20 protein-coding genes are annotated in these 23,931 nt (G+C 37.9%); 10 read left to right on the top strand and 10 right to left on the bottom strand.

All coding sequences use genetic code 11. From position 1 onward, the window contains the following. Positions 1–22: 22 nt before the first annotated feature. The 3 genes from HHT355_RS12060 to HHT355_RS12050 all read right to left on the bottom strand — a co-directional run bounded on the left by HHT355_RS12060 (position 23) and on the right by HHT355_RS12050 (position 1,384). The gene (locus tag HHT355_RS12060; RefSeq protein ID WP_103203697.1) at positions 23–355 is read right to left on the bottom strand and encodes a branched-chain amino acid transporter permease; all 333 of its coding nucleotides are present in this window, start codon (positions 353–355) and stop codon (positions 23–25) included. Next, on the bottom strand, positions 352–1,050 hold the full coding sequence (locus HHT355_RS12055) for an AzlC family ABC transporter permease (RefSeq protein WP_103203696.1): 699 nt from the start codon (positions 1,048–1,050) through the stop codon (positions 352–354). The genes HHT355_RS12060 and HHT355_RS12055 overlap by 4 nt, the downstream gene beginning before the upstream one ends. A 94-nt stretch (positions 1,051–1,144) precedes the next feature. Continuing rightward, positions 1,145–1,384 (bottom strand): hypothetical protein, encoded by a 240-nt coding sequence (locus tag HHT355_RS12050; RefSeq protein ID WP_103203695.1) that lies wholly within the window; start codon positions 1,382–1,384, stop codon positions 1,145–1,147. A 280-nt stretch (positions 1,385–1,664) separates the two neighbouring features. Between HHT355_RS12050 and HHT355_RS12045 the strand changes: the two genes are divergently transcribed. From HHT355_RS12045 to HHT355_RS12010, 8 genes are all read left to right on the top strand, one after another. Then, a complete protein-coding gene (locus tag HHT355_RS12045) occupies positions 1,665–1,931 on the top strand; it encodes a metal-sensing transcriptional repressor (RefSeq protein WP_103203694.1) in 267 nt (88 codons plus the stop codon). Positions 1,932–1,948: 17 nt separating this feature from the next. Then, positions 1,949–4,399, top strand: a complete 2,451-nt coding sequence (locus tag HHT355_RS12040) for a heavy metal translocating P-type ATPase (RefSeq protein WP_103203693.1) — start codon at positions 1,949–1,951, stop codon at positions 4,397–4,399. 149 nt (positions 4,400–4,548) lie between these two features. Then, entirely contained in the window at positions 4,549–4,764 is a 216-nt protein-coding gene (locus tag HHT355_RS12035; RefSeq protein ID WP_103203692.1) for a heavy-metal-associated domain-containing protein, read from the top strand. 406 nt (positions 4,765–5,170) lie between these two features. Further along, complete coding sequence (gene clpB / locus HHT355_RS12030; protein WP_103203691.1) at positions 5,171–7,753, top strand: ATP-dependent chaperone ClpB; 2,583 nt, start codon at positions 5,171–5,173, stop codon at positions 7,751–7,753. 71 nt (positions 7,754–7,824) lie between these two features. Beyond that, complete coding sequence (locus HHT355_RS12025) at positions 7,825–8,241, top strand: protease complex subunit PrcB family protein (protein WP_103203690.1); 417 nt, start codon at positions 7,825–7,827, stop codon at positions 8,239–8,241. 392 nt (positions 8,242–8,633) lie between these two features. Beyond that, positions 8,634–8,879 carry a Veg family protein gene (locus HHT355_RS12020; protein WP_103203689.1) on the top strand — a complete coding sequence of 82 codons (246 nt, stop codon included), beginning with the start codon at positions 8,634–8,636 and terminating at the stop codon, positions 8,877–8,879. Between the two features lie 221 nt (positions 8,880–9,100). Further along, complete coding sequence (locus tag HHT355_RS12015; protein WP_103203688.1) at positions 9,101–10,669, top strand: DUF3794 and LysM peptidoglycan-binding domain-containing protein; 1,569 nt, start codon at positions 9,101–9,103, stop codon at positions 10,667–10,669. Between the two features lie 280 nt (positions 10,670–10,949). After that, positions 10,950–11,528, top strand: a complete 579-nt coding sequence (locus HHT355_RS12010; RefSeq protein WP_103203687.1) for a hypothetical protein — start codon at positions 10,950–10,952, stop codon at positions 11,526–11,528. A 242-nt stretch (positions 11,529–11,770) separates the two neighbouring features. Here HHT355_RS12010 and ispE read toward each other — a convergent pair whose 3' ends face one another. Together ispE and spoIIR are read right to left on the bottom strand one after the other, a co-directional pair. Then, positions 11,771–12,643, bottom strand: a complete 873-nt coding sequence (gene ispE, locus HHT355_RS12005) for a 4-(cytidine 5'-diphospho)-2-C-methyl-D-erythritol kinase (protein ID WP_103203686.1) — start codon at positions 12,641–12,643, stop codon at positions 11,771–11,773. A 165-nt stretch (positions 12,644–12,808) separates the two neighbouring features. Further along, a complete protein-coding gene (gene spoIIR, locus HHT355_RS12000) occupies positions 12,809–13,435 on the bottom strand; it encodes a stage II sporulation protein R (protein WP_103203685.1) in 627 nt (208 codons plus the stop codon). 152 nt (positions 13,436–13,587) lie between these two features. On the opposite strand from spoIIR, the gene HHT355_RS11995 reads away from it, so the two are divergent. Beyond that, on the top strand, positions 13,588–14,001 hold the full coding sequence (locus tag HHT355_RS11995) for a DUF1934 domain-containing protein (RefSeq protein WP_103203684.1): 414 nt from the start codon (positions 13,588–13,590) through the stop codon (positions 13,999–14,001). An 81-nt stretch (positions 14,002–14,082) separates the two neighbouring features. Here HHT355_RS11995 and HHT355_RS11990 read toward each other — a convergent pair whose 3' ends face one another. The 5 genes from HHT355_RS11990 to HHT355_RS11970 all read right to left on the bottom strand — a co-directional run bounded on the left by HHT355_RS11990 (position 14,083) and on the right by HHT355_RS11970 (position 19,957). Further along, positions 14,083–15,357 carry a CapA family protein gene (locus tag HHT355_RS11990; protein WP_103203683.1) on the bottom strand — a complete coding sequence of 425 codons (1,275 nt, stop codon included), beginning with the start codon at positions 15,355–15,357 and terminating at the stop codon, positions 14,083–14,085. Between the two features lie 285 nt (positions 15,358–15,642). Then, positions 15,643–16,098, bottom strand: a complete 456-nt coding sequence (locus tag HHT355_RS11985; protein WP_103203682.1) for a hypothetical protein — start codon at positions 16,096–16,098, stop codon at positions 15,643–15,645. A 198-nt stretch (positions 16,099–16,296) separates the two neighbouring features. Further along, a complete protein-coding gene (locus HHT355_RS11980) occupies positions 16,297–17,025 on the bottom strand; it encodes a lysophospholipid acyltransferase family protein (RefSeq protein ID WP_103203681.1) in 729 nt (242 codons plus the stop codon). Between the two features lie 39 nt (positions 17,026–17,064). After that, entirely contained in the window at positions 17,065–18,375 is a 1,311-nt protein-coding gene (locus HHT355_RS11975) for a M15 family metallopeptidase (RefSeq protein ID WP_242967671.1), read from the bottom strand. Between the two features lie 130 nt (positions 18,376–18,505). Beyond that, entirely contained in the window at positions 18,506–19,957 is a 1,452-nt protein-coding gene (locus HHT355_RS11970) for a nicotinate phosphoribosyltransferase (protein ID WP_103203680.1), read from the bottom strand. Between the two features lie 730 nt (positions 19,958–20,687). On the opposite strand from HHT355_RS11970, the gene ileS reads away from it, so the two are divergent. Beyond that, positions 20,688–23,888 carry an isoleucine--tRNA ligase gene (gene ileS / locus HHT355_RS11965; protein WP_103203679.1) on the top strand — a complete coding sequence of 1,067 codons (3,201 nt, stop codon included), beginning with the start codon at positions 20,688–20,690 and terminating at the stop codon, positions 23,886–23,888. Positions 23,889–23,931: the final 43 nt, after the last annotated feature.

The raw sequence follows: 23,931 nt of genomic DNA, 5'->3' as shown, positions 1-23,931 counted from the left end.
TTTTTTTAAAGTAAGAAAGTAATCAGAATACAAAATTAATCAGTATCATATAAAGTATTGTTCCGATGCCTATACTAATAAGAGTGTTGTTTTTTACAATATGTAATATAACTACAGCCGCAACGCTTATTAATTCAGGCAGGCCAAAAGGGGAAGTTGTAAAAGAAACATCTTTAAGGCAGTATACAACCAGTATACCTATGGCTGTATAGGGTAAAACATCGGAAAGGTATTTTATGTATTTAGGTATTTTTTTATTTTCCGGGAAAATAAGAAAAGGAAGGGCTCTTGTAATAATAGTCCCTAGGCTTATAATCCCAAAAAACAAAAATAATTCGCTAAAGTTATAACTCATTTTATTGGCCTCCTTTCAAGAGGCTTTTTTAGTAGAGTTAAAAGAAGCAAAGTTACAGCCATTGAAGGGATTATAAAATCGGATGAACCGAAAATTATTCTACAGGCACTTGCACTTAAAATACCTATAACAGCCGGTAAATGATTTTTGGCACTTTTCCACTGATCTATAAATATCACTATAAATAAAGCGGTAAGTACAAACTCCAGACCATTGGTTTCAAGTTTTAACAAAGAGCCTAAAATTCCCCCTATAAGGGAACCTAAGACCCAATATATGTGGTTTAACAAGGATATGTAAAAATAAAACCATTTTGGTAAAACCTCGGCGGGTGGTTCTATATTGCACAGCAGGGAAAAGGTTTCGTCCGTTAAAGACAGAACCAGATAAGGTTTTAATTTTCCCTTATTTTTGTACTTTTGCAGAAATGATATGCCGTAAAACAAGTGTCTTGCGTTTATAATCAGTGTCATTAAAAAAACACCCGGATAATCAAATCCGGCTGACAGCAAGGCGACGGAAACAAATTGCATAGATCCGGCATAGACAAATATGCTTGAAAAAGCAATCCAAAATAGAGGAATCCCCTGCCTGCTCATTAGTACGCCAAACGCCGCACCTAAAACCATATATCCTGACAATACGGGAATTGTATATGGGAAGGCAAAACGAAGGGCTTTTATATGCTTTTTCATTTAAATTCTCCTTAAAAATTATTTTGTCAATACGGTAATACGTTAATTATAAAAAGTAATTATAATGCATGTAAGGCAATAATTCAATTGTTTATTATTTTAAAAATTTATAAAGCATTTCACCGGAATATCGGGTCTTGCAGTTGTCGCATTCAAGGTATTCTCGGGAAGATGTCTGTTCTCTTCTGTCATAAAGGTAAGGGGAGAAAGTCGTGGTATTTTTAATTCCCGGTGCGTCAGAGTCAATTTTATATGAATATACATAACTTGCTTCATGTTTTAGGAAAAGTTTATCGCTGTTACATATGGGACAAATATATTTTTTTTCATTCATATAGAGATCCTCCTTGTATGAATTATTATCCATTATAAATAATGCTTAAAATATGCAGGAATTATTCTTAAGGTAATATTTTAAAATTTTTGATTGTAATTAAGAATATGAAAAAGCTTAAATATTAAAATAAAAATATTGACAAACAGGTTTAAAAGATATATTCTAGCTTATATCCCACCCCCATAGGGGAGGGGTAAGGTTTAATTTATATATATTACATAAATTTATCAGGAAAGGAGTAAGTATACAGCCGGACTAATGGCTGTCAGTTATTATTATGAACAATGAAAAGAAAAAAGCTATGCTTGCCTTAAAAACAGCCAGAGGGCAAATAGAAGCTATAATTAGCATGATTGAAGAAGGGAGATATTGTGTAGATGTTTCCAATCAGATTATAGCTACACAGGCTCTGCTAAAGAAAGCTAATCTTTTGATATTAAAGCAGCATATGTACCATTGTGTAAAAGAAGCCTTTGAGAATAACAAAGGCAATGAAAAAATAGACGAGATTATTGATATATTATCAAAGATAACAGGAAAATAATAAAAGGAGGTTATGACATGGCATTAAAATCGTTTAAGATAGATGGCATGACCTGTGCAGCTTGCGCCAGAGCTGTTGAAAGAGCCGTAAGAAAATTGGACGGTATAGCAAATGCAAATGTAAACCTGGCTACCGAAAAACTTACGGTAGAGTATGACGAAGGAAAAGTCACTGCCGACGCAATTCAAAATGCGGTTGAAAAAGCAGGCTATAAAGCCATTGCGGAAACGGTTACAAAAACGTTAAAAATAGAAGGCATGACCTGTGCAGCCTGTGCAAAAGCCGTTGAAAGGGCCGTAAGGAAACTGGACGGTATATTAGGTGCCGATGTAAATCTTGCTACGGAGAAACTTACCGTTACCTATGACTCATCCATAATAAGGGTTTCCGAAATCAAAAAGGCGGTAGAAAAGGCAGGATATAAGGCAGTTGACGAAGATATAAAGGCAGATACAGATAAAGACAAGAAAGAAAAAGAAAAAAGAGTTTTATGGGTCAGGTTTATTATATCAGCTATATTTACTGTACCTCTGTTGTATATTTCCATGGGACATATGATAGGGCTTCCTTTGCCAAGGTTTCTTGACCATATGATGCATCCCCTGGCTTTTGCACTGGCTCAGTTGATACTTACACTTCCTGTAGTTGCTGTCGGATACAGGTACTATATAGTTGGATTAAAAACCCTTTTTAAGGGCAGTCCGAATATGGATTCCTTAATTGCTATCGGTACCGGGGCGGCGGTTATATATGGGATATTTGCCGTTATTCAAATAATAAGTGGCAACCACAGTTATGCTAATGAGTTATATTTTGAATCTGCAGCCGTTATTCTTACGCTGATAACCCTCGGTAAATATTTTGAAACGGTATCCAAGGGAAAAACTTCGGAAGCAATAAAAAAACTGATGGGCTTGACTCCGAAGACTGCCGTTATAATAAGAAATGATACCGAAGTTGAAATTCCCATAGATGAAGTTGAAGTCGGGGATATTATTGTGGTAAAACCCGGTGAAAGGGTGCCGGTGGACGGCATAGTAATAGACGGTATTACATCCGTAGACGAATCCATGCTGACCGGAGAAAGTATTCCGGTAGAAAAGCAAGTGGGAGATACCGTTATAGGGGCCAGCATCAACAAGAACGGCAGTATACGGTATAAAGCAACCAGAGTAGGAAAAGATACCGTTCTATCTCAGATAATCAAGCTGGTGGAGGATGCCCAGGGGTCTAAAGCGCCTATTGCTAAAATGGCGGATATCATATCGGGCTATTTTGTTCCTATAGTAATTGTTTTAGCTCTTCTTTCGGGGCTGGGATGGTATTTTATTGGTAAACAAAGTGTCATATTTGCTTTAACAATTTTTATTTCGGTGCTGGTTATAGCCTGTCCTTGTGCTCTTGGGCTTGCAACACCTACAGCCATCATGGTGGGAACCGGAAAAGGAGCTGAGTACGGTGTGCTTATTAAAAGCGGGGAGGCTCTGGAGATAGCCCATAAAGTAGATACCGTAGTGTTTGACAAGACCGGAACCATTACGGAAGGAAAGCCTAAAGTTACAGATATATATACTGCCGACGGTATTGTCAAAGAGGAACTTATTTCGATGGCCGCCTCTGCCGAAAAGGGGTCTGAACATCCTCTGGGTGAGGCTATAGTAAAATATGCCGAAGATATGGGAATTAAGACTAGGAACGCCTCAGACTTTAGAGCCATACCCGGTCATGGTATTGAAGTAACCATAGACGGCAGGCAGGTGCTTTTGGGAAACCGCAAACTGATGACAGACAGAGAAATAGCCCTGGAAAATTGGGAAGAGCTATCAGACAGATTGGCAGACGAAGGGAAAACTCCCATGTATATTGCGGTTTCGGGAAACCTAGCCGGTATCATTGCCGTAGCCGATACTGTTAAGGATACAAGCAAGAGAGCCATTGAACAACTTCACAGGATGGGCATTAAGGTAGCCATGATAACGGGTGACAACAGAAAAACCGCCCAGGCAATAGCTAAACAGGTCGGTATAGACAGGGTATTATCGGAGGTGTTGCCTCAGGATAAAGCCGAGGAAGTGAAAAAACTTCAATCGGAAGGAAGAATAGTAGCCATGGTGGGAGACGGAATCAACGACGCCCCTGCTCTGGCCCAGGCTGATATCGGTATTGCCATAGGATCGGGTACGGATGTAGCAATGGAATCTGCGGATATCGTATTGATGAGAAGTGATTTAACGGATGTGCCGACGGCAATACAGCTTAGCAGAAGCACTATACGAAACATTAAAGAGAATTTATTCTGGGCATTTGCTTACAATACCATAGGAATACCGGTTGCTATGGGTATTCTTCATATTTTTGGAGGACCTTTGTTAAATCCTATGATTGCCGGAGCAGCCATGAGCTTAAGCTCCGTATCAGTGGTAACCAATGCCCTGCGCTTAAGAAGATTTAAACCGGTCAAGGAATAATAAGTAATACTGCCAAAGTTCCTGCGGAGGGTGACGTGACATAGTAGTAAATTAAGACAACAGGCAGGAAACAAACGGACAGATAAATACTTTAAATAAGGTTAGATGAAAAGAATAAGAAAGGACACTATATTTAAGGAGGAATTATTATGAGAAAAAAATTGATGATTGAAGGAATGTCCTGCGGACATTGCGTAAAACATGTGGAAGATGCATTGCTGGAACTGGACGGTGTTATATCAGCCAAGGCCGATTTGGAAGGAAAATGCGCCTTTGTGGAGATTGACCGGGAAATAGGCGACGATATATTCAAAAAGGCAATAGAAGAAGCCGGTTATGAGTTGGTAGAAGTTAAGGCGGAGTAAAATAAGCTGCATAATGATTATAGAGACAATGATTTGACCAATTCATGATTTTTTAAGTATATATATTTATTGATCGGGTAGGAGGTAGCTAATTATTTAGCTTTCTCCTACTTTTTTTTGTTTGCTTCAAAGAAGCAGGCACGATATTCTACATTGTTTAAATAAGTAGTATCATAAAGTGCTTATTAAAATCCGATTGCTTCATAAGTTCAAATTTTAATTCACAAATATAAAATCAAATAATAAAATGCAAATTTGGATAAATAATAAAAATATAAAATATTTTACATAAAAAAAATAATATTGCAATTTTCTGCCATCGGTGTTATAGTTGTAATAGAACAAGCAATATAAATATTGTGTTTAAAGGATTATTTTAGTTTTACTGTTATATAAGGAGGAGACTATGAATATCAATAAATTCACTCAAAATTCAATGCTTGCGGTTCAAAACTGTGAAAAGCTGGCTTATGAATACGGGCATCAGGAAATCGAAGTAGAGCATTTGTTATACAGCCTGATTACCCTGGATGAAAGCCTTATTAAAAAGCTGCTTGAGAAAATGGGTATAAATACCGATGTCTTTTTGGCGCAGTTAAAGGGCATATTGAACAGGCGGCCCAAGGTAGCCGGGGGACAAATCTATATCGGCAATGATCTTAATAAAGTTTTAATATATGCGGAAGATGAAGCAAAGAGGATGGGAGATGCTTACGTTTCCGTGGAACATCTTTTTTTAAGCATGTTGCAATATCCCGGAAAAAATCTTAGGGAACTGTTTCGGGAGTTTAATATTACCCGGGACGAATTTTTAAAAGTCCTGCAAAGTGTGAGAGGAAATCAAAAGGTGTTAAGCGACAACCCCGAAGCGACTTATGACATCCTTGAAAAATACGGCCATGATCTGGTGGCTATGGCCAGAGAGCAAAAGCTTGATCCGGTTATCGGAAGAGATGCGGAAATTCGGAATGTTATTAGGATATTATCAAGAAAAACCAAGAACAATCCGGTTCTTATCGGAGAGCCGGGTGTGGGAAAGACGGCCGTAGTCGAAGGGCTGGCCCAAAGAATTGTAAAGGGAGATGTACCGCATTCATTAAAAGACAAAATGCTCTTTGCTCTGGATATGGGAGCTTTGGTTGCGGGAGCCAAATACCGGGGAGAATTTGAAGAACGTTTAAAGGCTGTGCTGGAGGAAGTTAAAAAGAGCGAAGGAAGAATAATCTTGTTTATAGACGAGCTTCATACCATTGTCGGAGCAGGAAAAACAGAAGGGGCACTGGATGCCGGAAATATGCTTAAGCCCATGCTTGCCAGAGGGGAACTTCACTGCATAGGAGCAACAACCCTCAATGAGTACCGCCAGTATATAGAAAAAGATGCTGCCCTGGAAAGAAGGTTCCAGCCTGTTTTGGTTGACGAGCCGACAATCGAGGATACTATATCCATACTAAGAGGGTTAAAAGAACGGTATGAAGTCTTTCACGGGGTAAAAATTACCGACGGAGCTTTGATTAGTGCCGCAGTTTTATCTAACCGCTATATATCAGACCGCTTTCTTCCGGATAAAGCTATAGATTTGGTTGATGAGGCCTGCGCCCTGATTAAGACAGAGCTTGACTCTATGCCGACCGAACTTGATGATATGCAAAGAAGAATTATGCAAATGGAAATAGAACAGGCGGCATTAAAAAAAGAAAACGACCGCTTAAGTATGGAACGGCTTGAGGAACTTCAAAAAGAACTGGCGGAGCTTAAGGACGAATTCTCATCAGCCAAGGCCAAATGGGAAGGTGAAAAGGCCTGTATAGAAAAGGTTCAAAAGCTTCGAGAAGAAATTGAGGAAATTAATAAAGAAATTGAACTCGCCGAACGCCACTATGATTTAAACAAAGCAGCAGAATTAAAATACGGAAGGCTGCCGCAACTGCAAAAACAGCTGCAGGTAGAAGAGGAGCAATTAAGAAGCGGCGGTAACAGGATGGTCCGTGAAAGCGTAAGCGAGGAAGAAATCGCAAGGATTGTGTCCAGATGGACAGGAATACCGGTTACAAAGCTTACGGAAAGTGAGAGAAATAAAACGCTTAATCTTCCTTCTCATCTTCACAGAAGGGTGGTAGGACAGGATGAAGCGGTTATAAAAGTATCGGATGCAATCCTTCGTTCCAAAGCAGGTATTAAAGACCCCAAAAAACCTATCGGCTCATTTTTATTCCTGGGACCTACCGGTGTGGGTAAAACCGAGCTTGCAAAGACTTTGGCGGAGAGCCTTTTTGACAATGAAGAAAATATGATACGGATTGATATGAGTGAATATATGGAGAAGCATTCGGTGGCAAGGCTGATAGGAGCACCTCCGGGATACGTAGGTTATGAAGAGGGAGGACAGCTTACGGAAGCAGTCAGAAGAAAGCCTTATTCGGTTATACTTTTTGATGAAGTGGAAAAAGCCCATCAGGATGTATTCAATATTCTTCTGCAGGTACTGGATGACGGGCGTATAACCGATTCCCAGGGAAGGACAGTCGATTTTAAGAATACAATTATAATTCTTACATCTAATATAGGATCAAGATACCTGCTTGAGGGGGTAAACGAAAAAGGAGAAATAAGTCCGGAATGTGAGTCTTTGGTTATGCAGGAGCTTCAGGCTTCATTCAGGCCGGAATTTCTTAACCGTCTGGATGAAATTATAATGTTTAAGCCTCTTACTATGGATAACATATGCAGTATAATTGACCTTATGATAGCTGATGTAAATAAACGGCTAAAGGATAAGGATATATCTATTAAAGTATCCGACTCTGCAAAAGACTACATCGTAAAGCAGGCTTATGATCCGGTATATGGGGCAAGGCCGTTAAAGCGCTATCTGCAAAAAAATGTGGAAACATTGAGTGCCAGACTGATTTTAAGCGATCAGGTAGCGGCAGGAGAAACCATTCTGGTCGATGTGGAAAACGATGAACTTAAGGCAAGAGTAATATAAGAAAATGAATTTTTTTGCCAAACCCTTCATAATATTAAATGAATAAAAGACATCTGTCATGGAGGGTATTGATGAAGAGGCAAAAGATATTGGCAAAGCTTCTTTTAATTTTTATTACTGCTATTTTATTTACAGCCTGCAAAAAAGATGAAACGGAAATAAAGAAAATAAGGGATCTTGATTTTACTGTGGTAGAAGAGGCCGATTTACCGGGGGAGTTAAAGGAAATAATTGATGAAAAGAAAGAAAAACCTTTCAGACTTACCTATTCCAACAAAGACTATTTGTATATTGCGGTCGGTTATGGAAAGCAAAATAGCGGTGGATACAGTATTGCTGTAGAAGAACTCTTTCTTGCCGACAATGCAATCTATATAGATACAAATCTGATTGGACCGTCACAGGATGATTTAGTGACACAGGGAGTATCTTATCCATATATTGTCGTAAAAATTGAATTTATAGATAAAAAAGTTGTATTTGAATGAAAAAACATAATTAATGTCCCCTATGGCAATCGCTACATTTAGTACTAGTAACTTTATTAACATCCATATATTGTATTAGAAATTTCGGTAAATTCTCTTAAACAAATTACAGGGAACCTGATGAATTTGTGCATATTCCCAAAAACAGGCAGACATAAATATAGGCTAATATTTAATTATTCCATAAAAATATACAAAATTTATTTTATTTACTGTGCATATTTAATGGTAAAAAGCTATAATAAGCTTTAAATTGTCTGAAAATTAGTTGACAACAACATGAATTTTATGTTATAATACTCATGATGCATAAAATATGTTTTTGTATCAATGTTTATATGTTCACATAGCGGTTTTCCGGGCTATGGAGTAGACATTAGTAAGGAGTAATTATGATAAATCAGGCGGATGTTAATAAAGTACGAAATGCTGTAAAAAGCCATACGGGGAAGAAAGTTAAAGTCAGAGTTAATAGGGGAAGACACAGAATAGACGAGACGGTTGGTATTATATCTGAAACGTATTCAAGCATTTTTTTAGTGACGACTCCCGGGAATGACGATATGCCTGCAAGAACTATGTCGTATAGTTATACAGATGTTTTGACCAAAGATATTGAACTTATTTTGTGCAGATAAAAATAAAAACTGGTGGCTGAAACCATTGAAATATGGTTTCGGCTTTTTTTTGTTATAAGCCCTTATTCGCTTGATAGATTTTGTAACTGTCGCCTGCAGTTTTCGTAAATGCTCATTTATACAATAAAAAAGTTACCGATCAAAATCATAAATCCCTGCCTGAATGAATATGATATGTCAGAGGCATGTAATCCTATGTCCAAATTTAAGGAGGGAGACCTGTGGAGTTAGTAAAAAGGAATATTCATATGAATAAATTAAAATGTAAGAGTACCCTGCAGCTTACATTAGATGATGATTTTAATGTTCCTGATGTCAAACCGGATATAGAACGGATTATAACACAGCAGGGTGACATAAAAATACACGAGATTCAGGCTATGAACGGAAAACTTACAGTAAAAGGAGAACTGGATTTTAATGTCCTGTATTTCAGTTCCGAGGATACCAGGCCGATACATAATATACCGGGGCAAATACAGTTTGACGAAGTAATAAATATGGATCAAGCCTGTTCGGAGGACGATCCGATCGTAAAATGGGATTTGGAAGATCTGACAGCCGAAATGATTAATTCAAGAAAAATAAGTGTAAAATCTATTGTCAGCCTGTATGTAACGGTAGAGGAAATTTATGATGAGGAAACCGGAGTCATGGTGGAGGGGGCTGACGACGTACAATATCTTAGCAAGAAGATAGAGATAACGGATATAGCCATAGATAAAAAGGATACTTTTAGGATCAAGGATGAGCTGATCCTTCCGACAAACAAAAGCAATGTGGTATCGGTACTCTTTAGCGATGTCCGTTTAAATAATATCGAAGTCAGGCTTTTGGAAGACAGATTTACAATTAAAGGGGAACTTACGGTATTTCTCCTTTATAACGGCGAAAATGAGGAAAGTCCTATTGAATATTACGAAACTGAGGTGGCTTTCGGAGGAACTGTCGACTGCAATGGCTGCAATGAAAATATGATTGAAGATATTACTTTCAAAATTTTAAATAAAAATATAGAAGTAAAGCCGGATGCTGACGGTGAAGAAAGAGTTATTGACCTGGAAGTTATTTTAGAAATGGCAATTAAGGTTTATGATATCCAGGAACCGGAAATACTTTGTGACGTTTACAGCCCCAGTAAAGAGATTACCCCTATATTCCGCGATGCCACCTATGAAAATTTGGTTATCAAAAATAACAGCAAATACCGTATTGCCGATAATATCCGTGTGCCAGGCAATCAGCCGAAGATTCTTCAAATTTGCCATTGTGACGGATCGATAAAGCTTGACGACGTTATACCAAAAGATTCTGAACTTATGGTAGAGGGAGTTATTGACGTTAATATTTTATACATATCGGAAGACGATTCTATGCCCCTTTGCTCCCTGAAAGGATCTATTCCGTTTTCTCAGGTAATAGAGGCTAAAGGTTTAAATTCAGGCAGCAATTATGAAGTAAGGCCTAATATTGATCAATTAAGTGTTATGATGCTTGACGGGGAAGAAATTGAAGTCAAAGCCCTGATAAGCCTGAATACCATAGTATTTGAGAAGATTACCGAGCCTATTATTACGGATCTTGAAGTGGCTGATTTGGATCTGGAAAAACTTCAGGCTATGCCAGGTATTATTGGATATATTGTTAAAAAAGGCGATAACCTGTGGAACATTGCGAAGAAATATCATACCACTGTGGATACAATTATGGAAATAAACGATTTGGAAAACGATATAGTAAAAGAAGGGGATAAGCTGATAATCGTAAAAAGGGTGGATGCCGTTATATAAAATATAAGGGATATGATTTATAATAAAATCAATTCTTTATAAAGAAATAAGCAAATAATAATATATAAACCTGTTCTTTACCATAGAAAGATAAGCAGGTACATTTATGATAAAATACTATACAGGTTAAATTTTATTTATAAAAATAAGGAAAAACAGGTAGAGTATGTTAAGAAATATTCCGTATCCTCCGATATACATGATATAGGAAATTGATCCTAGATATCAGGGATGATTTCCTCCGCAGCCAAGGACGGTAAGATTATAAAGGAGGATGGGAATGAGTATTAAAGGTATATCAAATTATCAGAGTACCGAAGTTTATTACGATTACAGCGAACGGAAAAAAGAAAAAAAAGAGGCGGTACAAAACAAAAAGGACAATAATTATGAGGAAGCCGCGGTCTATGAGAAAAAAAGTAACGTTACCGGGGCGTATCAGAGAGATCAGGCTACCATAAATCGGCTCCTTGAAGAAGCGGAAAGAAGCAGGCAGAGACTGATTGATTTGGTAGAAAAAATGCTTACAAAGCAAGGACAGACTTTTAACAGAGCCAGCAATGTATATAGCCTGTTAAGAGACGGTAAGGTACCGGTAGACGAAGAAACAAGGCTTCAGGCTCAAAAAGATATTGCCGAAGACGGCTATTGGGGCATAGAGCAGACCTCCGAAAGATTAGTTTCCTTTGCAAAATCTCTGGCTGGAGGAGACCCGGCCAAGGCGGACCTTATGATTGAAGCTGTAAAGAAAGGCTTTAGTCTGGCAGAGAAGGCCTGGGGCGGAGCACTTCCTCAGATTTGCAGGGACACTCTGGACAGAACTATAAGTAAGCTCGAAGAATGGAGAGATCAGCTTTAATTTGCTCAGCCTGTAAATGGGTATCAATTTATAAATAAATTTAATCCTTGTCAAGCAATGTATTTAGTAATATAGGTGATACATCTGTCTGACAATATTTTGGGAGAACAAGGGCTATGGTTTCGTATAGGTATAGACGGATAAGTTTGTCCGTGTATATACAAATCATGGTTGTTGTTCTCTTTTTTATTAAATCTTACATCACAGCAGAAAAATAAGGGCTTACAAAGCCCCGGTAAAATTTATTGATTTATATTATAAGGTTTAGTTAATATGACATATTTGCCGTATTGGGATGATTTAAAGAAATTGTATGCCGTTTCTGCTTTTAGCTGATTATCAAATATACCGTAAATCGTAGGTCCGCTTCCGCTCATAACCGATGAAAGAGCACCGTTTTCTTTCATTTTTTCTTTAATTTTTTCAATAACCGGATACTCTCTTGCGGTTACGGTTTCCATAATATTTTCTATAAGAGCGGAAAGCCGGTATAAATTTTTCTCCTTTAAGGCGTCCAGCATTGATTCAATATCCGGATGTTTTACGATTTCATTTAGCCTGAGATTTTCATATACATATTTGGTTGAAACGCTTATATCAGGTTTTACAAGCAGAATATGGCAATCGGGCAAAGGAGGAAGAGGTTTTAATCTTTCTCCGATTCCTTCAGCCAGTGCTGTCCCCATTAGCAGGCAAAAAGGAACATCAGCTCCAAGCCTGGCTCCGATAGCCATTAGTTCTTCTAAAGACAAGCCGGTCTTATATAGTTGGTTTAAGCCTTTTAAAGTAGCAGCAGCATCCGCACTGCCCCCTGCCAGGCCGGCCGATACGGGAATCCGTTTGTTTAAATATATGTTAAGGCCGTCTTTAAAAGGATACAGTTCACGAAACAACAGGACGGCTTTGTAGGCTAAGTTTCTCTGATCCGTAGGCAGATAGTTAAGGTTGGACCGAACGGTAACAGATTGAAATTTTGTTTTTTTTATGCAAACAGTATCATATAAATTGACGGTTTGCATGATAGTTTTTATATCATGGTAACCGTCGGGTCGTTTTTGAATAACATCAAGGCCCAGATTAATCTTGGCATAGGCTTTTACGGCTATGGAATTCATTATATCCTCCCCAAATCCAAAACTTCATAAAAGTAAAAAGTACTATTTATTTTGGCCCATAAAATATTAATCCTTATAATTATATTTGATACATAAATTTTGAGTTTGTCATTCAGAATGGTTATGGGATAAGTTATTTTATCATATCTGTAAGATGAATACAAATTATTTGTCGCTTATAATACTTTTTAGAATATCAAGAAGTTTAAATCTGATTTTAACCGGAATTTTTTTTGTTTGTATAAAATCAAGTTCATCATCTGTCAAAAGGTACTCTAATTTTTTTTCCGAATCCTCCGACACAATACTGTAGGTTTCATCAACAAAACATAGGGGAGGGAACATGACACACCACCAATTTTGACCCTGAGCATTTCCTATACGTACCTGCAAAGCTTCATATTTTCCCGGCGGAAAAGCATAATCTCCATATACTTTCATAGGAAAATAGTTTGTTGTCAATGAAGCTGTAACCGGATAAGAATAGCCGTGGCTTTTTATAACCTGAGAGGCCACATCTTCTATTAATGGTATGCTGGATTTGATGATTGATCTGGCTTCTTCTACGGAATTTATATTTTTAAAATTCGGGTATAGAGCTTTGATAAGGGCGTTTTTTACCTCGTATTTCAGATACTGGTCCTCTTTGCTGTCGCTGTTTGCTATTACATGAAAGCGTATTATGTTTTTTGCTACATTTTCCTGAAGGTTTATGGTGGCAGCCGTATGTAACTGTATTAAATATGTTAAAGTCCCTATTATTATTAAAAATACTGATATCTTCCTGTTCATATGTCCTCCTAATAAATTTGATATCTAAGTATTTCCCAAACATCACAAAATTATACTATAACCGTTAAAATCCATAGTTTTATAAACTGTTGCTTTTAGGTTGAAAAAATAGTAAAATTGATTCCGGTAAGACTAAGAAAACGGAGTATGTAATGAAGGGAAAAGTAAACGTTTTTATTGAGGGTAAGACCCGTGAAAATAATGGCAGCATTATTACAGACGTGACAGGAGAGTATAGGTTTTTTAACGGCAAGCATATTATACGGTATAAGGAGTATGACAAGGAAAATACCGGGGAAAGTGATAATACAATTAAAGTTCTTCCCGGACTGGTTGAAATGATAAAAAAGGGAGATAACCGTACCCATATGGTTTTTGATTTGTCAAAGGATACTCATACTTTCTACAATACTCCCTACGGCAGTTTTATGTTTCAAATTTGTACCAAAAGGATTGAAATTGAGGAAAATGAAAAAGAACTTATTGTTGATATGGAATATGCATTGTTCCAAAATAATGAACATTTCTCAGACAATCAGATAAGAATTGCAGTCAGGGAAATATAGATAAAAAATTGACTTGGATAATAAAGACAAGGACACAGGCGTTTTACCTGTGCCCTTTTAAATTTACTTTAAGTTAAGTATTTATTGCTTTTCTGTTACAAAACCGTCTTTATCATATTCCACGTTAAAGGATATATTTGTCATAAATTTATAATAAGCTTCTTTTTCCTTTTCATCTGTAATCATATATGTATATGTATTATCGTTCATCACCGGCAGAAGCTGGACATCAAATGTTCCGTCGGGATTAATATAAATTTTTAACAGGCCGGATTCTCTTTTTGATGAATTAAACCAGTAATTGCCCAGACTGTATGCAATGGGTTTGCCTTTATAAAATTCTATACCCTGCATAACATGGGGATGGCAGCCTATGACAAAGTCAGCTCCTGCATCAATATAGGTTTTCGCCAATACTTTCTGATATTCTACGGGCTTGTGTTCGCGTTCTATTCCCCAATGAACAAAAGCCACAACGTAATCACTGTTTTCTTTAGCTTCTTTTATAGAGGTTACAAATAATGCGGGATCATAGGTTCCTATCATACCGGGCCTATCGTCTGTAGCATACCAGTCCATGGCATATATTACTCTGGAAGCTGCTACAAAACCTATAGTTTTATCTCCGATAGTGTAGTAGACAGGGGCTTTGGCCCGTTCCATATTGCGGCCTGCTCCGACATAATCGATGCCCGCTTCTTCAAGGGTTGTAAAGGTATCAAGAAGGGCATCTACTCCGTAATCCAGGGCGTGATTATTTGCCAGGGATACTATATCTGCTCCCATTTCCTTTAATATCTCCACCCGTTTCGGATGAGCCCTGAATGTAAAGGATTTTTCCTTGATTCTTGCTCCCCGTGTACTATAGGCAAATTCATTATTTAACATGAAAATATCCGCATTATTCATTTCGTCAACCAGATCCTGAGAAAATACTCCCAGAATGCCTTTATTTTCTTTATCATAACGGGCAACAGGCTTGGAGTTTTCGTCCAAATTAACGTCACCGGCAAAGGCAAGGACTATGGGGCCGATTAATGAATCACCGGTTTTAGTTTCATCGTTTTGGCCGGAGCTTTCATCGGGATCATCTTTTTTTTCGTCAGAATCATTGACGTTTTCGTTATTTGCTGGTACAGGATCTGTTTCAAAAGAAGAGGGCTTTTCTTCGGGGGAAGATGTATCTGCGGGAGCTTCACTTACTTCAGTTACATTGTTATCGAAAGAGTCTGAAACTTGTTTATCTTCTTTTTTTTGCCCTGAGCCTGATCCTGAATTTTTTATGTAAGCAACAGCTGAAACTGCTATCAAAATTACAATTAAGACAAGTAATATTTTAGTTAATTTTCTGCTCATATAATATCATTTTCCTTTCACAATCGACTATTAAAAGATAATATGATAACAAATTAACACGGGGTTAAAATTTAAAAAGCTCCCGATTACTTTACGAATTGACGAACGTCATATTTAAGTCATAATAGACAAAAAATTAAAATACATATTATGACAAGCTAATATAATACACATACAATTAATAAGATGATTAATTCTGCCACGATATATTCTATCATAAAATAGGCATTAAAAAAATCCTCTTACCGATTTTATTTTCGTATGGCAAGAGGATATACCGTATAATTACTTTTCTTTTGAGAACTTGTCCTTTATCTTTTTAAATAAGCCTTTCTTTTGAGGTTTCTTTTCCAAACCACTTCTTAAACCTTTTACATCGGTTATATATATACCGCTTATAACGGCTTTTACTTCTTTTTTAACAGGAATAAGGTCAAATACCTTAGGGTCACACATCAATGACATTATTTTTGGACCGATTTTTGCTTTTACAATAGGTACTTTGGAACGGCGGAGGTATTTAGGCGTCTGATCAACAACCATTTTTGGCAAATTTGCTTCCGTTAACTTCATTTTCTTTTTATCAATAACCAGTATGGAAAATGTCTGGGCAGCAGCCTTCATCTGTTCTTCGGCTTCTTCCTGCCTCTTTTGAAGTTTCCTTCCGACAAAGTAAAGGGCGACCAATATTCCGGTTATGACTAAAGCTACTATTAAAAACACGATAAGAGTGGTCTTCATGTACTATGTACCTCCTGATAACTTTATTTAACATAAAAAAAGTGATTTCGTAATCAAAATCAATCAAATTTATCCGTTTAAGGAACTTATTTATATTATTCCAATACGGGCATAATTTTAGTCGGACATCGACTATTGTATCATTTATTATAAAAAAAATAAATAGTAAAATACAAAGAATAAAAGAAATTTTTAACTTTAAACCAGGTGAGAGTTCTTGTCCAACATTTCCTTAATTATGCCCTGCACATAAGAACCGAGATGTTTTTGTTTCCCCTTGTCCAATTCTTTGGGATAAATGGGTTTGCCAAATTCGACTACCACCTTGGCGGATCTGACCCAGGGTATGTGGTTTTCAAATATTTCATCGGTATTGGTTATGGCTACGGGTATAATTGCACAGCCGGTTTTTTCTGCAACCTTAAAACTGCCTTCCTTAAAAGGAAGCATCTCTTTTCCTTGGTTACGGGTTCCTTCAGGGGATATAAAAATCGAGTAACCTTCCTTAATCTGTTCGATTGCCTGCAATATAGTTTTCATGCCCTGCCGGATATCGTTTCTGTCTAGAAACAAACATCGAAGCAAACGCATCCAGGTCCTTAATATAGGTATTTTAGCTATTTCTATTTTTGCCATATAACCGGTCAAAGTAGGCAGGCTTACAAAGGTTACCGGTATATCAAAATAGCTTCTGTGATTGGCAATATATAAAACAGGTTCATTTTTAGGAATATTATCCCTGCCGATGACGGTTCGTTTTACACCGGCAAGGAATAATACCACATGAAAGGCGGCAGCTACTATCTTTTGTGAACTGGAAACCTGTGCACGACGATTAAATTTCCCTATTATAAACTCGATAATGAATAAAGGAATGCTTATTATAAAAAATATAAGCAAAAATAAAAGGAGTAAGATAAGTCTCATTGCGTGCCTCCATATTTTAAAAAAATAATTACAGCAGCATCAGTTTATTATATCAAAATCAGAAACTTTCCCTTCTAAAATGTCAAAGGGAACAGGTGTAGGGGTGGGACCGTTTTTGATATCATCTAAAGAGGAATCCGGTACTTCAGACTCATCTGAATCTTTTAAATTTTCCTCACAATCATAACCGGAATCTCTACTTTGGGCATCGTCATTGCCTACTGTTTCGTCAGACACATCTTCCGGCGAATCATCAGGAATATCATCATCCGAACTATCATCATTAGGATTATCAACAGGAATGTCTTCAAAATCCTCATCCGGAATGTCGTCAGGAATATCATCTGTCAAATCATCCGGAATATCATCCGTTATATCTTCCTCCAGTTCGTCTTCCGGAACAGGAGTAGGAGTGACGGGCGGTTTATAGTTTAAAAGGTCCGCATATTTCTTTTCGAAATCAAAACCTTCGCTCGGAACATAATTGTAATATTCGTCCAAAGTCAAGTTATTGGTATAGAGATAGGTCGCCAATTGCTTGCCCACATATCTTATATGCCACGGCTCATATGCGTAACCGGTAATTTCTTCACGGTCTTTTGGATATCTTATAATGAACCCGAACTCATGGGCGTGTTCGGCCAGCCATTTGCCTTCGGGGCTGTTTGCAAATGCAGTGACAAGTTTCAAATTTACGGATTTTGAAGATACATCCATAGCGAGCCCTGTCTGGTGTTCGCTGGTACCGGGAGCCGCGGAATATTTAAGAGTATGGGTTTTCCCTTTCCTTATAAGATTGTTTAAAAAGATTTCTTTCTGTCTGTTGTAAGATCTGTATCCGGATATGCCGTATAAGGTATATCCTTCTTTTAATGCAGCTGCAAAGAGTTTTTCTATGGCTTTTGCAGCCTCTTTGCGCAACAGTTTTCTTTCGTTGTAACCCGTTATGTCAAAAGGTATATTGGGAGTAACTAAATTTTTAGGAATAAAGTCTTTTGGAAGGTTATATTCCTTATTAACAAATACCGTTATACTGTTGGGATCAAGATCAATTTCGGTGGCAGGAGTCCATATATCTGTCATTTCGTTATCATCCTCATAAATATCTTCATCATTATCATCATATTCATAATCAGGAGGAATATATGTATAATCGCCGGAATTTATGTAATCGTCATTATTTGTGTCAGTATTTTCTGCATCGTCCGGTATGGTGGATGCAGAGGCTTTTCCGTAATCGTTATATGCCGGGTTTGATTTATCCGGGTGTGTATTGCCGAGTATGAGAACACCGGCCAATGATAATATAAATATTGTACAGGCTATTAAGAAAATTTTTGTTTTATCCATAATTCCTCCTAAAGTACGTCAGTTATGTCAAAATTTTGCATGGATAACAGATATATGAATGCCATAGTTTGTACTGTTTAATTATAGTATATCATAAAATTTTATTAATAAGAATATTAGATTTTGGTATTTAAGGATTTATGCTCTGGCTGTTTAAAAGCTGTGTCTTTAATTGATACAAATTGTTGGAAAGATCCACGTACACGTTATGGGGATTGGTAAGCCTTCTTGACTCATCCCAAAGAGTATTCAGTTCTTTGGCACAATACTCGCGTATTTCCATCACCGAAGGGGATGTATATACGCATTCTCCCTTTATAAATACGGGAACAAGCAATTCTCTTAAGATATAAGTATTGGGCTTTAAATATGTCTTCTTCCAGGTTGCTATCGGGTCAAACAATAGTAAAGGCTTGTCGGAAGTAAAATATTCATCATGCAGCGTTATAAGATCGGCTTTTACTTTTCCGCTTTCTTTGTCGTAAATTCTGTATATTTTTTTGTTTCCCGGATTGGTAACCTTCCATTGGTTTTCTGAAAGCTTCATTTTGGGAATAAATTTATCGCCTTTTTTTATGGCAGACAGTTTATAGACACCTCCAAAAGAAGGGCAGTCTTTTGAAGTTATAAGTTTGGTACCGACACCCCAGGAGTCTATTTTGGCTCCCTGAGCTATTAAGGAATCAATTACATATTCATCAAGATCGCTGGAAGCCGTTATTTTGGCATCAGTAAAGCCGGCTTCATCAAGCATTTTTCTTGCCATTTTGGACAGGTAAGCCAAATCACCGCTGTCTAAGCGTATGCCGTATTTTTCGGGCATTCTGCCGCTTTCACGAAGTTCTTTAAAGACTTTTATGGCATTGGGTACACCGGAACGAAGGGTATCGTATGTGTCTACCAATAAAGTTGTATTGTAAGGATAAAGTTCGGCATATTTTCTGAAAGCCGTAAGTTCATCGTCAAAACTCATAATCCAGCTGTGGGCATGGGTCCCTAAAGGCGGCATATCATACAGCTTGGCCGAAAGAACGTTACTTGTACCTATGCAGCCGCCGATTACGGCAGCCCTTGCTCCCAATGTTCCGGCATCCGGTCCCTGAGCCCGCCTTAGACCGAATTCCATAACCGGGGCGCCCTTTGCGGCATATACAACACGGGAGGCCTTAGTGGCGATCAAACTCTGGTGGTTGATGATATTAAGCAGGGCGGTTTCTATTAGCTGGGCCTCCATAATAGGAGCCACTACTTTTATCAGCGGTTCCATGGGAAATACCACAGTTCCTTCCGGGATGGCATAAATATCCCCGCTAAAACGAAAGTCTTTCAGGTAATTTAGAAAACCCTCATCAAACGTTTTTAATGAACGCAAATATTCTATATCGTCCTCAGTAAATCTGAGATTTTTAACATAATCTATAACCTGCTCCAATCCGGCACATATGGCATAACCGCCGTTACACGGATTTTCCCTGTAAAATAAATCAAATACAACAATATCGTTCATATTGTTGTTGAAGTATCCCTGCATCATGGTAAGCTCATAGAAGTCGGTCAGGAGGGTTAGGTTTTGCTTGCTCATTTTATCACCTTCGTTAAAAAATAATAATACTTGATACACATTTTTACATTTTTTTATTATTTATAATAATATCATAATGTAAAAATAAGAGGAACATAAAAAATTTTATTTTACTTTGCAGCATATCATTCAAGATATACCAAATACTTATTAAAGTCAAGAAAATACGCACAATCTGTCTTATACTTAAATAATGTATCAAATATATGCTGAATAATTCAAACCAATGTTCACTTAATATTTTTAAGCCTGCATAACCTTAGAAGATTCATTAATATTTTGGGCAAAATAGCAAGGAAAATTAATAAATACTTGACTTTCCGCAATCTTTATACTATTATAATTGAAAATTAATATGTTAAAGACGATGACGGAGAGAGTAAGCATTCAGTAAAAATCACAGCGAGCCGGGGATAGTGGAAGCCCGGTATGAGTAGCGGATGACTGAAGATCACTCCCTAGTTGCAAGGCCCAACAATAAATCCTAAAGGGATAATTCCTATGGATTTATTAAGTAAGTCAAGCCGGTATCCACCGTTATATGGATAGTGTATAAATGTCTTTTTATGGGCAGTGTATACGAAACAGGTGGTTAAATGAAAGCGTTAGCTCTCATCCTTTTTCGGATGGGAGCTTTTTTAGTAAAAGACTTATACCTTTTTACAAGAAGATTAATTTAATAAAATAATTCCGAAAACTAAGGATTATTAATAATAAAAGGAGGATTGACATGTACGACAAAGTGTCGACAGACCTAAATTTTGTCGATAGGGAAAGAAAGGTTTTAGAGTTCTGGAAAGAGAACAAAATCTTTGAAAAAAGTATTGAAGCCGGGAAAGGGAGGAAGAGTTTTACCTTCTATGACGGTCCCCCGACTGCCAACGGCACTCCCCATATCGGCCATGTACTTACCAGGGTAGTAAAAGACATTATTCCCAGATACCGTACTATGAAAGGTTATAATGTTCTTCGCAAGGCCGGATGGGATACCCACGGACTTCCGGTTGAGCTTGAGGTAGAAAAAATTCTTGGAATAAACGGAAAAGAACAGATTGAAGAATACGGTCTCGAGCCTTTTATACAAAAGTGTAAAGAAAGCGTATGGAAATACAAAGGCATGTGGGAAGAGTTCTCCGGCATCGTCGGTTATTGGGTTGATATGGATAACCCTTATGTTACCTATGATAATAACTATATAGAATCCGTATGGTGGTCCTTAAAACAGATATGGGATAAAGGGTTGTTATATAAAGGACATAAGGTTGTACCTTACTGCCCCAGATGCGGAACCCCCTTATCCAGCCATGAGGTTGCCCAGGGTTATAAGGATGTAAAGGAAAAATCAGTTATTGCAAAATTCAGAATCAAGGGTAAGGAAGACGAATATATTCTTGCATGGACAACTACACCCTGGACTTTGCCCTCCAACGTGGCTTTATGTGTCAATCCCGATGAAACCTATGTTAAAGTCAAAGTTTCTGTTGACGAAAAAGGCAATGTAATAAAGAAATGTTCATGCGGCCATGATGAGGATGCCCATAACCATGACGATCTGTCATCGGTAAAAACTCAGAAATATATTCTGGCACAGGCTTTGCTTGGGGTTATCGACGGTGATTATGAAATAGAAGAAACATTTACCGGCAAGGACCTGGAGTATACAGAATATGAACCTCTGTTTAATTATGCAAAGACAGATAAAAAGGCTTTTTACGTTACCTGTGATCATTATGTAACGCTGACTGACGGTACCGGAGTTGTTCATATAGCACCGGCTTTCGGTGAAGATGACTCAAGAGTGGGAAGAAATTATGATTTGCCTTTTGTTCAGCTGGTAGACGGAAAAGGTGAGTTCAAACCGGAGGCAACTGATCTGGCAGGTATGTTCTGCAAAAATGCCGATGAAACTATAATGAAGATGCTCTATAATAAGGGCTTGCTGTTTAAGGTACTAAATTATGACCACAGCTATCCTTTCTGCTGGAGATGTGATACTCCTTTGATTTATTATGCAAGGGATACATGGTTCATAAAAATGACGGCTGTCAGGGATGAAATGATTCAAAATAACGACACTATTAATTGGATGCCGGAAAGTATAGGTCAGGGCAGATTCGGCGACTGGTTAAAGAATCTGCAGGATTGGGGCTTGTCAAGAGACCGTTACTGGGGTACCCCGCTTCCTATCTGGGAATGTGAAGACGGCCATTTCCACTGCATCGGAAGCATAGAAGAGTTAAAATCCATGTCCGACGATTGTCCGGATGATATAGAGCTTCACCGTCCGTTTATTGACGAAGTTACAATTAAATGTCCCGAGTGTGGCAAAAAGATGACCAGGGTTAAACCGGTTATCGACTGCTGGTATGATTCCGGTGCTATGCCTTTTGCACAGTGGCATTATCCTTTTGAAAACAAGGATAAGTTTGAAGAAAACTTCCCGGCTGACTTTATCAGTGAAGCCGTAGACCAGACCAGAGGATGGTTTTATTCCCTTTTGGCAATATCGACTTTGATTTTCGGTAAGTCATCATTTAAGAACTGTATAGTACTGGGGCACGTACTTGACGAAGACGGACAGAAGATGTCCAAATCCAAGGGCAATGCTGTAGATCCTTTGGATGCTTTGGCAAGACACGGAGCAGATGCCATTCGCTGGTACTTCTCAATTAACTCAGCCCTTTGGCTTCCTAACCGTTTCAGCCATACAGCCGTAACGGAAGGACAAAGGAAATTCATGGGTACTTTGTGGAATACTTATGCATTTTATGTACTGTATGCCAATATAGACCAATTTGATCCCACAAAGCATACCCTGGAATACGATAAGCTGTCTGTGATGGATAAATGGCTTTTATCAAGGCTTAACACATTGATTAAGTCTGTCGACGAATGCCTTGACAATTATAAGATTACAGAAGGTGCAAGACTCCTTTCGGATTTTGTGGATGAGCTATCCAATTGGTATGTAAGAAGATGCAGGGACCGCTTCTGGGCTAAAGGAATGCCTCAGGATAAAATCAATGCCTATATGACTTTATATACGGCTCTGGTTGAATTTGCCAAACTGGCGGCTCCATATATTCCGTTCATGACTGAGCAGATATATCAAAACCTTGTGGTTAATCTGGATAAGAATGCACCGGAAAGCATTCACCTTTGCTCATATCCGGCCTATAATGAGGCATATATTAATAAAGAACTTGAAGAAAATATGGAAGAGGTCCTGCAGGTGGTTGTACTTGGCCGTGCGTGCAGAAATGCAGCCAATATTAAAAACCGCCAGCCAATCGGCAAAATGTTTGTAAGAGCAGGCAAAACTTTGTCAGAATACTTCAAAGATATAATAGCCGATGAGCTTAACGTAAAAGAAGTGGTATTTACGGATGACGTAAGAGAGTTTACTTCCTATAGCTTTAAACCTAATTTAAAGACACTGGGACCTAAATTCGGAAAACAGATAGGAACAGTTAAGCAAATACTTGCCGAGATAAACGGCAATGAAGCCATGGATGAGCTTAAGGCTACCGGAAAACTTGGCATCGATCTGGACGGTACAAGAGTATATATTGATGAGGCGGATCTGCTTATTGAAACTGTTCAGGCAGAAGGTTACGTGTCAGATTCCGACCATGGCGTAACCGTTGTTCTGGATACAAATCTGACAGAAGAACTGATAGAAGAAGGATTTGTCCGTGAGATAATAAGCAAAATTCAGACAATGCGTAAGGATGCGGGCTTTGAGGTTATAGACCATATCCGTGTTTACTGCGATGAGAACGATAAAATTAAAGCCATCATGGAACGTAATGCTGACGAAATAAAATCCGAAGTACTGGCAGATTTCATGGAATTCTCTACACCTAAGGGTTATATTAAGGAATGGAATATAAACGGAGAAAAGGTCAGCCTAGGGGTAGAGAAGCTGTAGTATAAACCATCTCAATCATTTACTTTTAAACCGTGTTAGTATA

This window comes from Herbinix hemicellulosilytica (genome assembly GCF_002904165.1).
Taxonomy (GTDB): domain Bacteria; phylum Bacillota; class Clostridia; order Lachnospirales; family Lachnospiraceae; genus Mobilitalea; species Mobilitalea hemicellulosilytica.
This window is presented reverse-complemented; position numbering and strand designations above follow the sequence as displayed.

Coding starts and splice junctions, on each gene's coding strand:
- clpB (WP_103203691.1), top strand. CDS start 5,171: ATGAATATCAATAAATTCACTCAAAATTCAATGCTTGCGGTTCAAAAC.
- ispE (WP_103203686.1), bottom strand. CDS start 12,643: ATGAATTCCATAGCCGTAAAAGCCTATGCCAAGATTAATCTGGGCCTT.
- HHT355_RS12045 (WP_103203694.1), top strand. CDS start 1,665: ATGAACAATGAAAAGAAAAAAGCTATGCTTGCCTTAAAAACAGCCAGA.
- ileS (WP_103203679.1), top strand. CDS start 20,688: ATGTACGACAAAGTGTCGACAGACCTAAATTTTGTCGATAGGGAAAGA.
- HHT355_RS12050 (WP_103203695.1), bottom strand. CDS start 1,384: ATGAATGAAAAAAAATATATTTGTCCCATATGTAACAGCGATAAACTT.
- HHT355_RS12020 (WP_103203689.1), top strand. CDS start 8,634: ATGATAAATCAGGCGGATGTTAATAAAGTACGAAATGCTGTAAAAAGC.
- HHT355_RS11985 (WP_103203682.1), bottom strand. CDS start 16,098: ATGAAGACCACTCTTATCGTGTTTTTAATAGTAGCTTTAGTCATAACC.
- HHT355_RS12010 (WP_103203687.1), top strand. CDS start 10,950: ATGAGTATTAAAGGTATATCAAATTATCAGAGTACCGAAGTTTATTAC.
- HHT355_RS12025 (WP_103203690.1), top strand. CDS start 7,825: ATGAAGAGGCAAAAGATATTGGCAAAGCTTCTTTTAATTTTTATTACT.
- HHT355_RS12055 (WP_103203696.1), bottom strand. CDS start 1,050: ATGAAAAAGCATATAAAAGCCCTTCGTTTTGCCTTCCCATATACAATT.
- spoIIR (WP_103203685.1), bottom strand. CDS start 13,435: ATGAACAGGAAGATATCAGTATTTTTAATAATAATAGGGACTTTAACA.
- HHT355_RS11970 (WP_103203680.1), bottom strand. CDS start 19,957: ATGAGCAAGCAAAACCTAACCCTCCTGACCGACTTCTATGAGCTTACC.
- HHT355_RS11995 (WP_103203684.1), top strand. CDS start 13,588: ATGAAGGGAAAAGTAAACGTTTTTATTGAGGGTAAGACCCGTGAAAAT.
- HHT355_RS11990 (WP_103203683.1), bottom strand. CDS start 15,357: ATGAGCAGAAAATTAACTAAAATATTACTTGTCTTAATTGTAATTTTG.
- HHT355_RS11980 (WP_103203681.1), bottom strand. CDS start 17,025: ATGAGACTTATCTTACTCCTTTTATTTTTGCTTATATTTTTTATAATA.
- HHT355_RS11975 (WP_242967671.1), bottom strand. CDS start 18,375: ATGGATAAAACAAAAATTTTCTTAATAGCCTGTACAATATTTATATTA.
- HHT355_RS12040 (WP_103203693.1), top strand. CDS start 1,949: ATGGCATTAAAATCGTTTAAGATAGATGGCATGACCTGTGCAGCTTGC.
- HHT355_RS12060 (WP_103203697.1), bottom strand. CDS start 355: ATGAGTTATAACTTTAGCGAATTATTTTTGTTTTTTGGGATTATAAGC.
- HHT355_RS12035 (WP_103203692.1), top strand. CDS start 4,549: ATGAGAAAAAAATTGATGATTGAAGGAATGTCCTGCGGACATTGCGTA.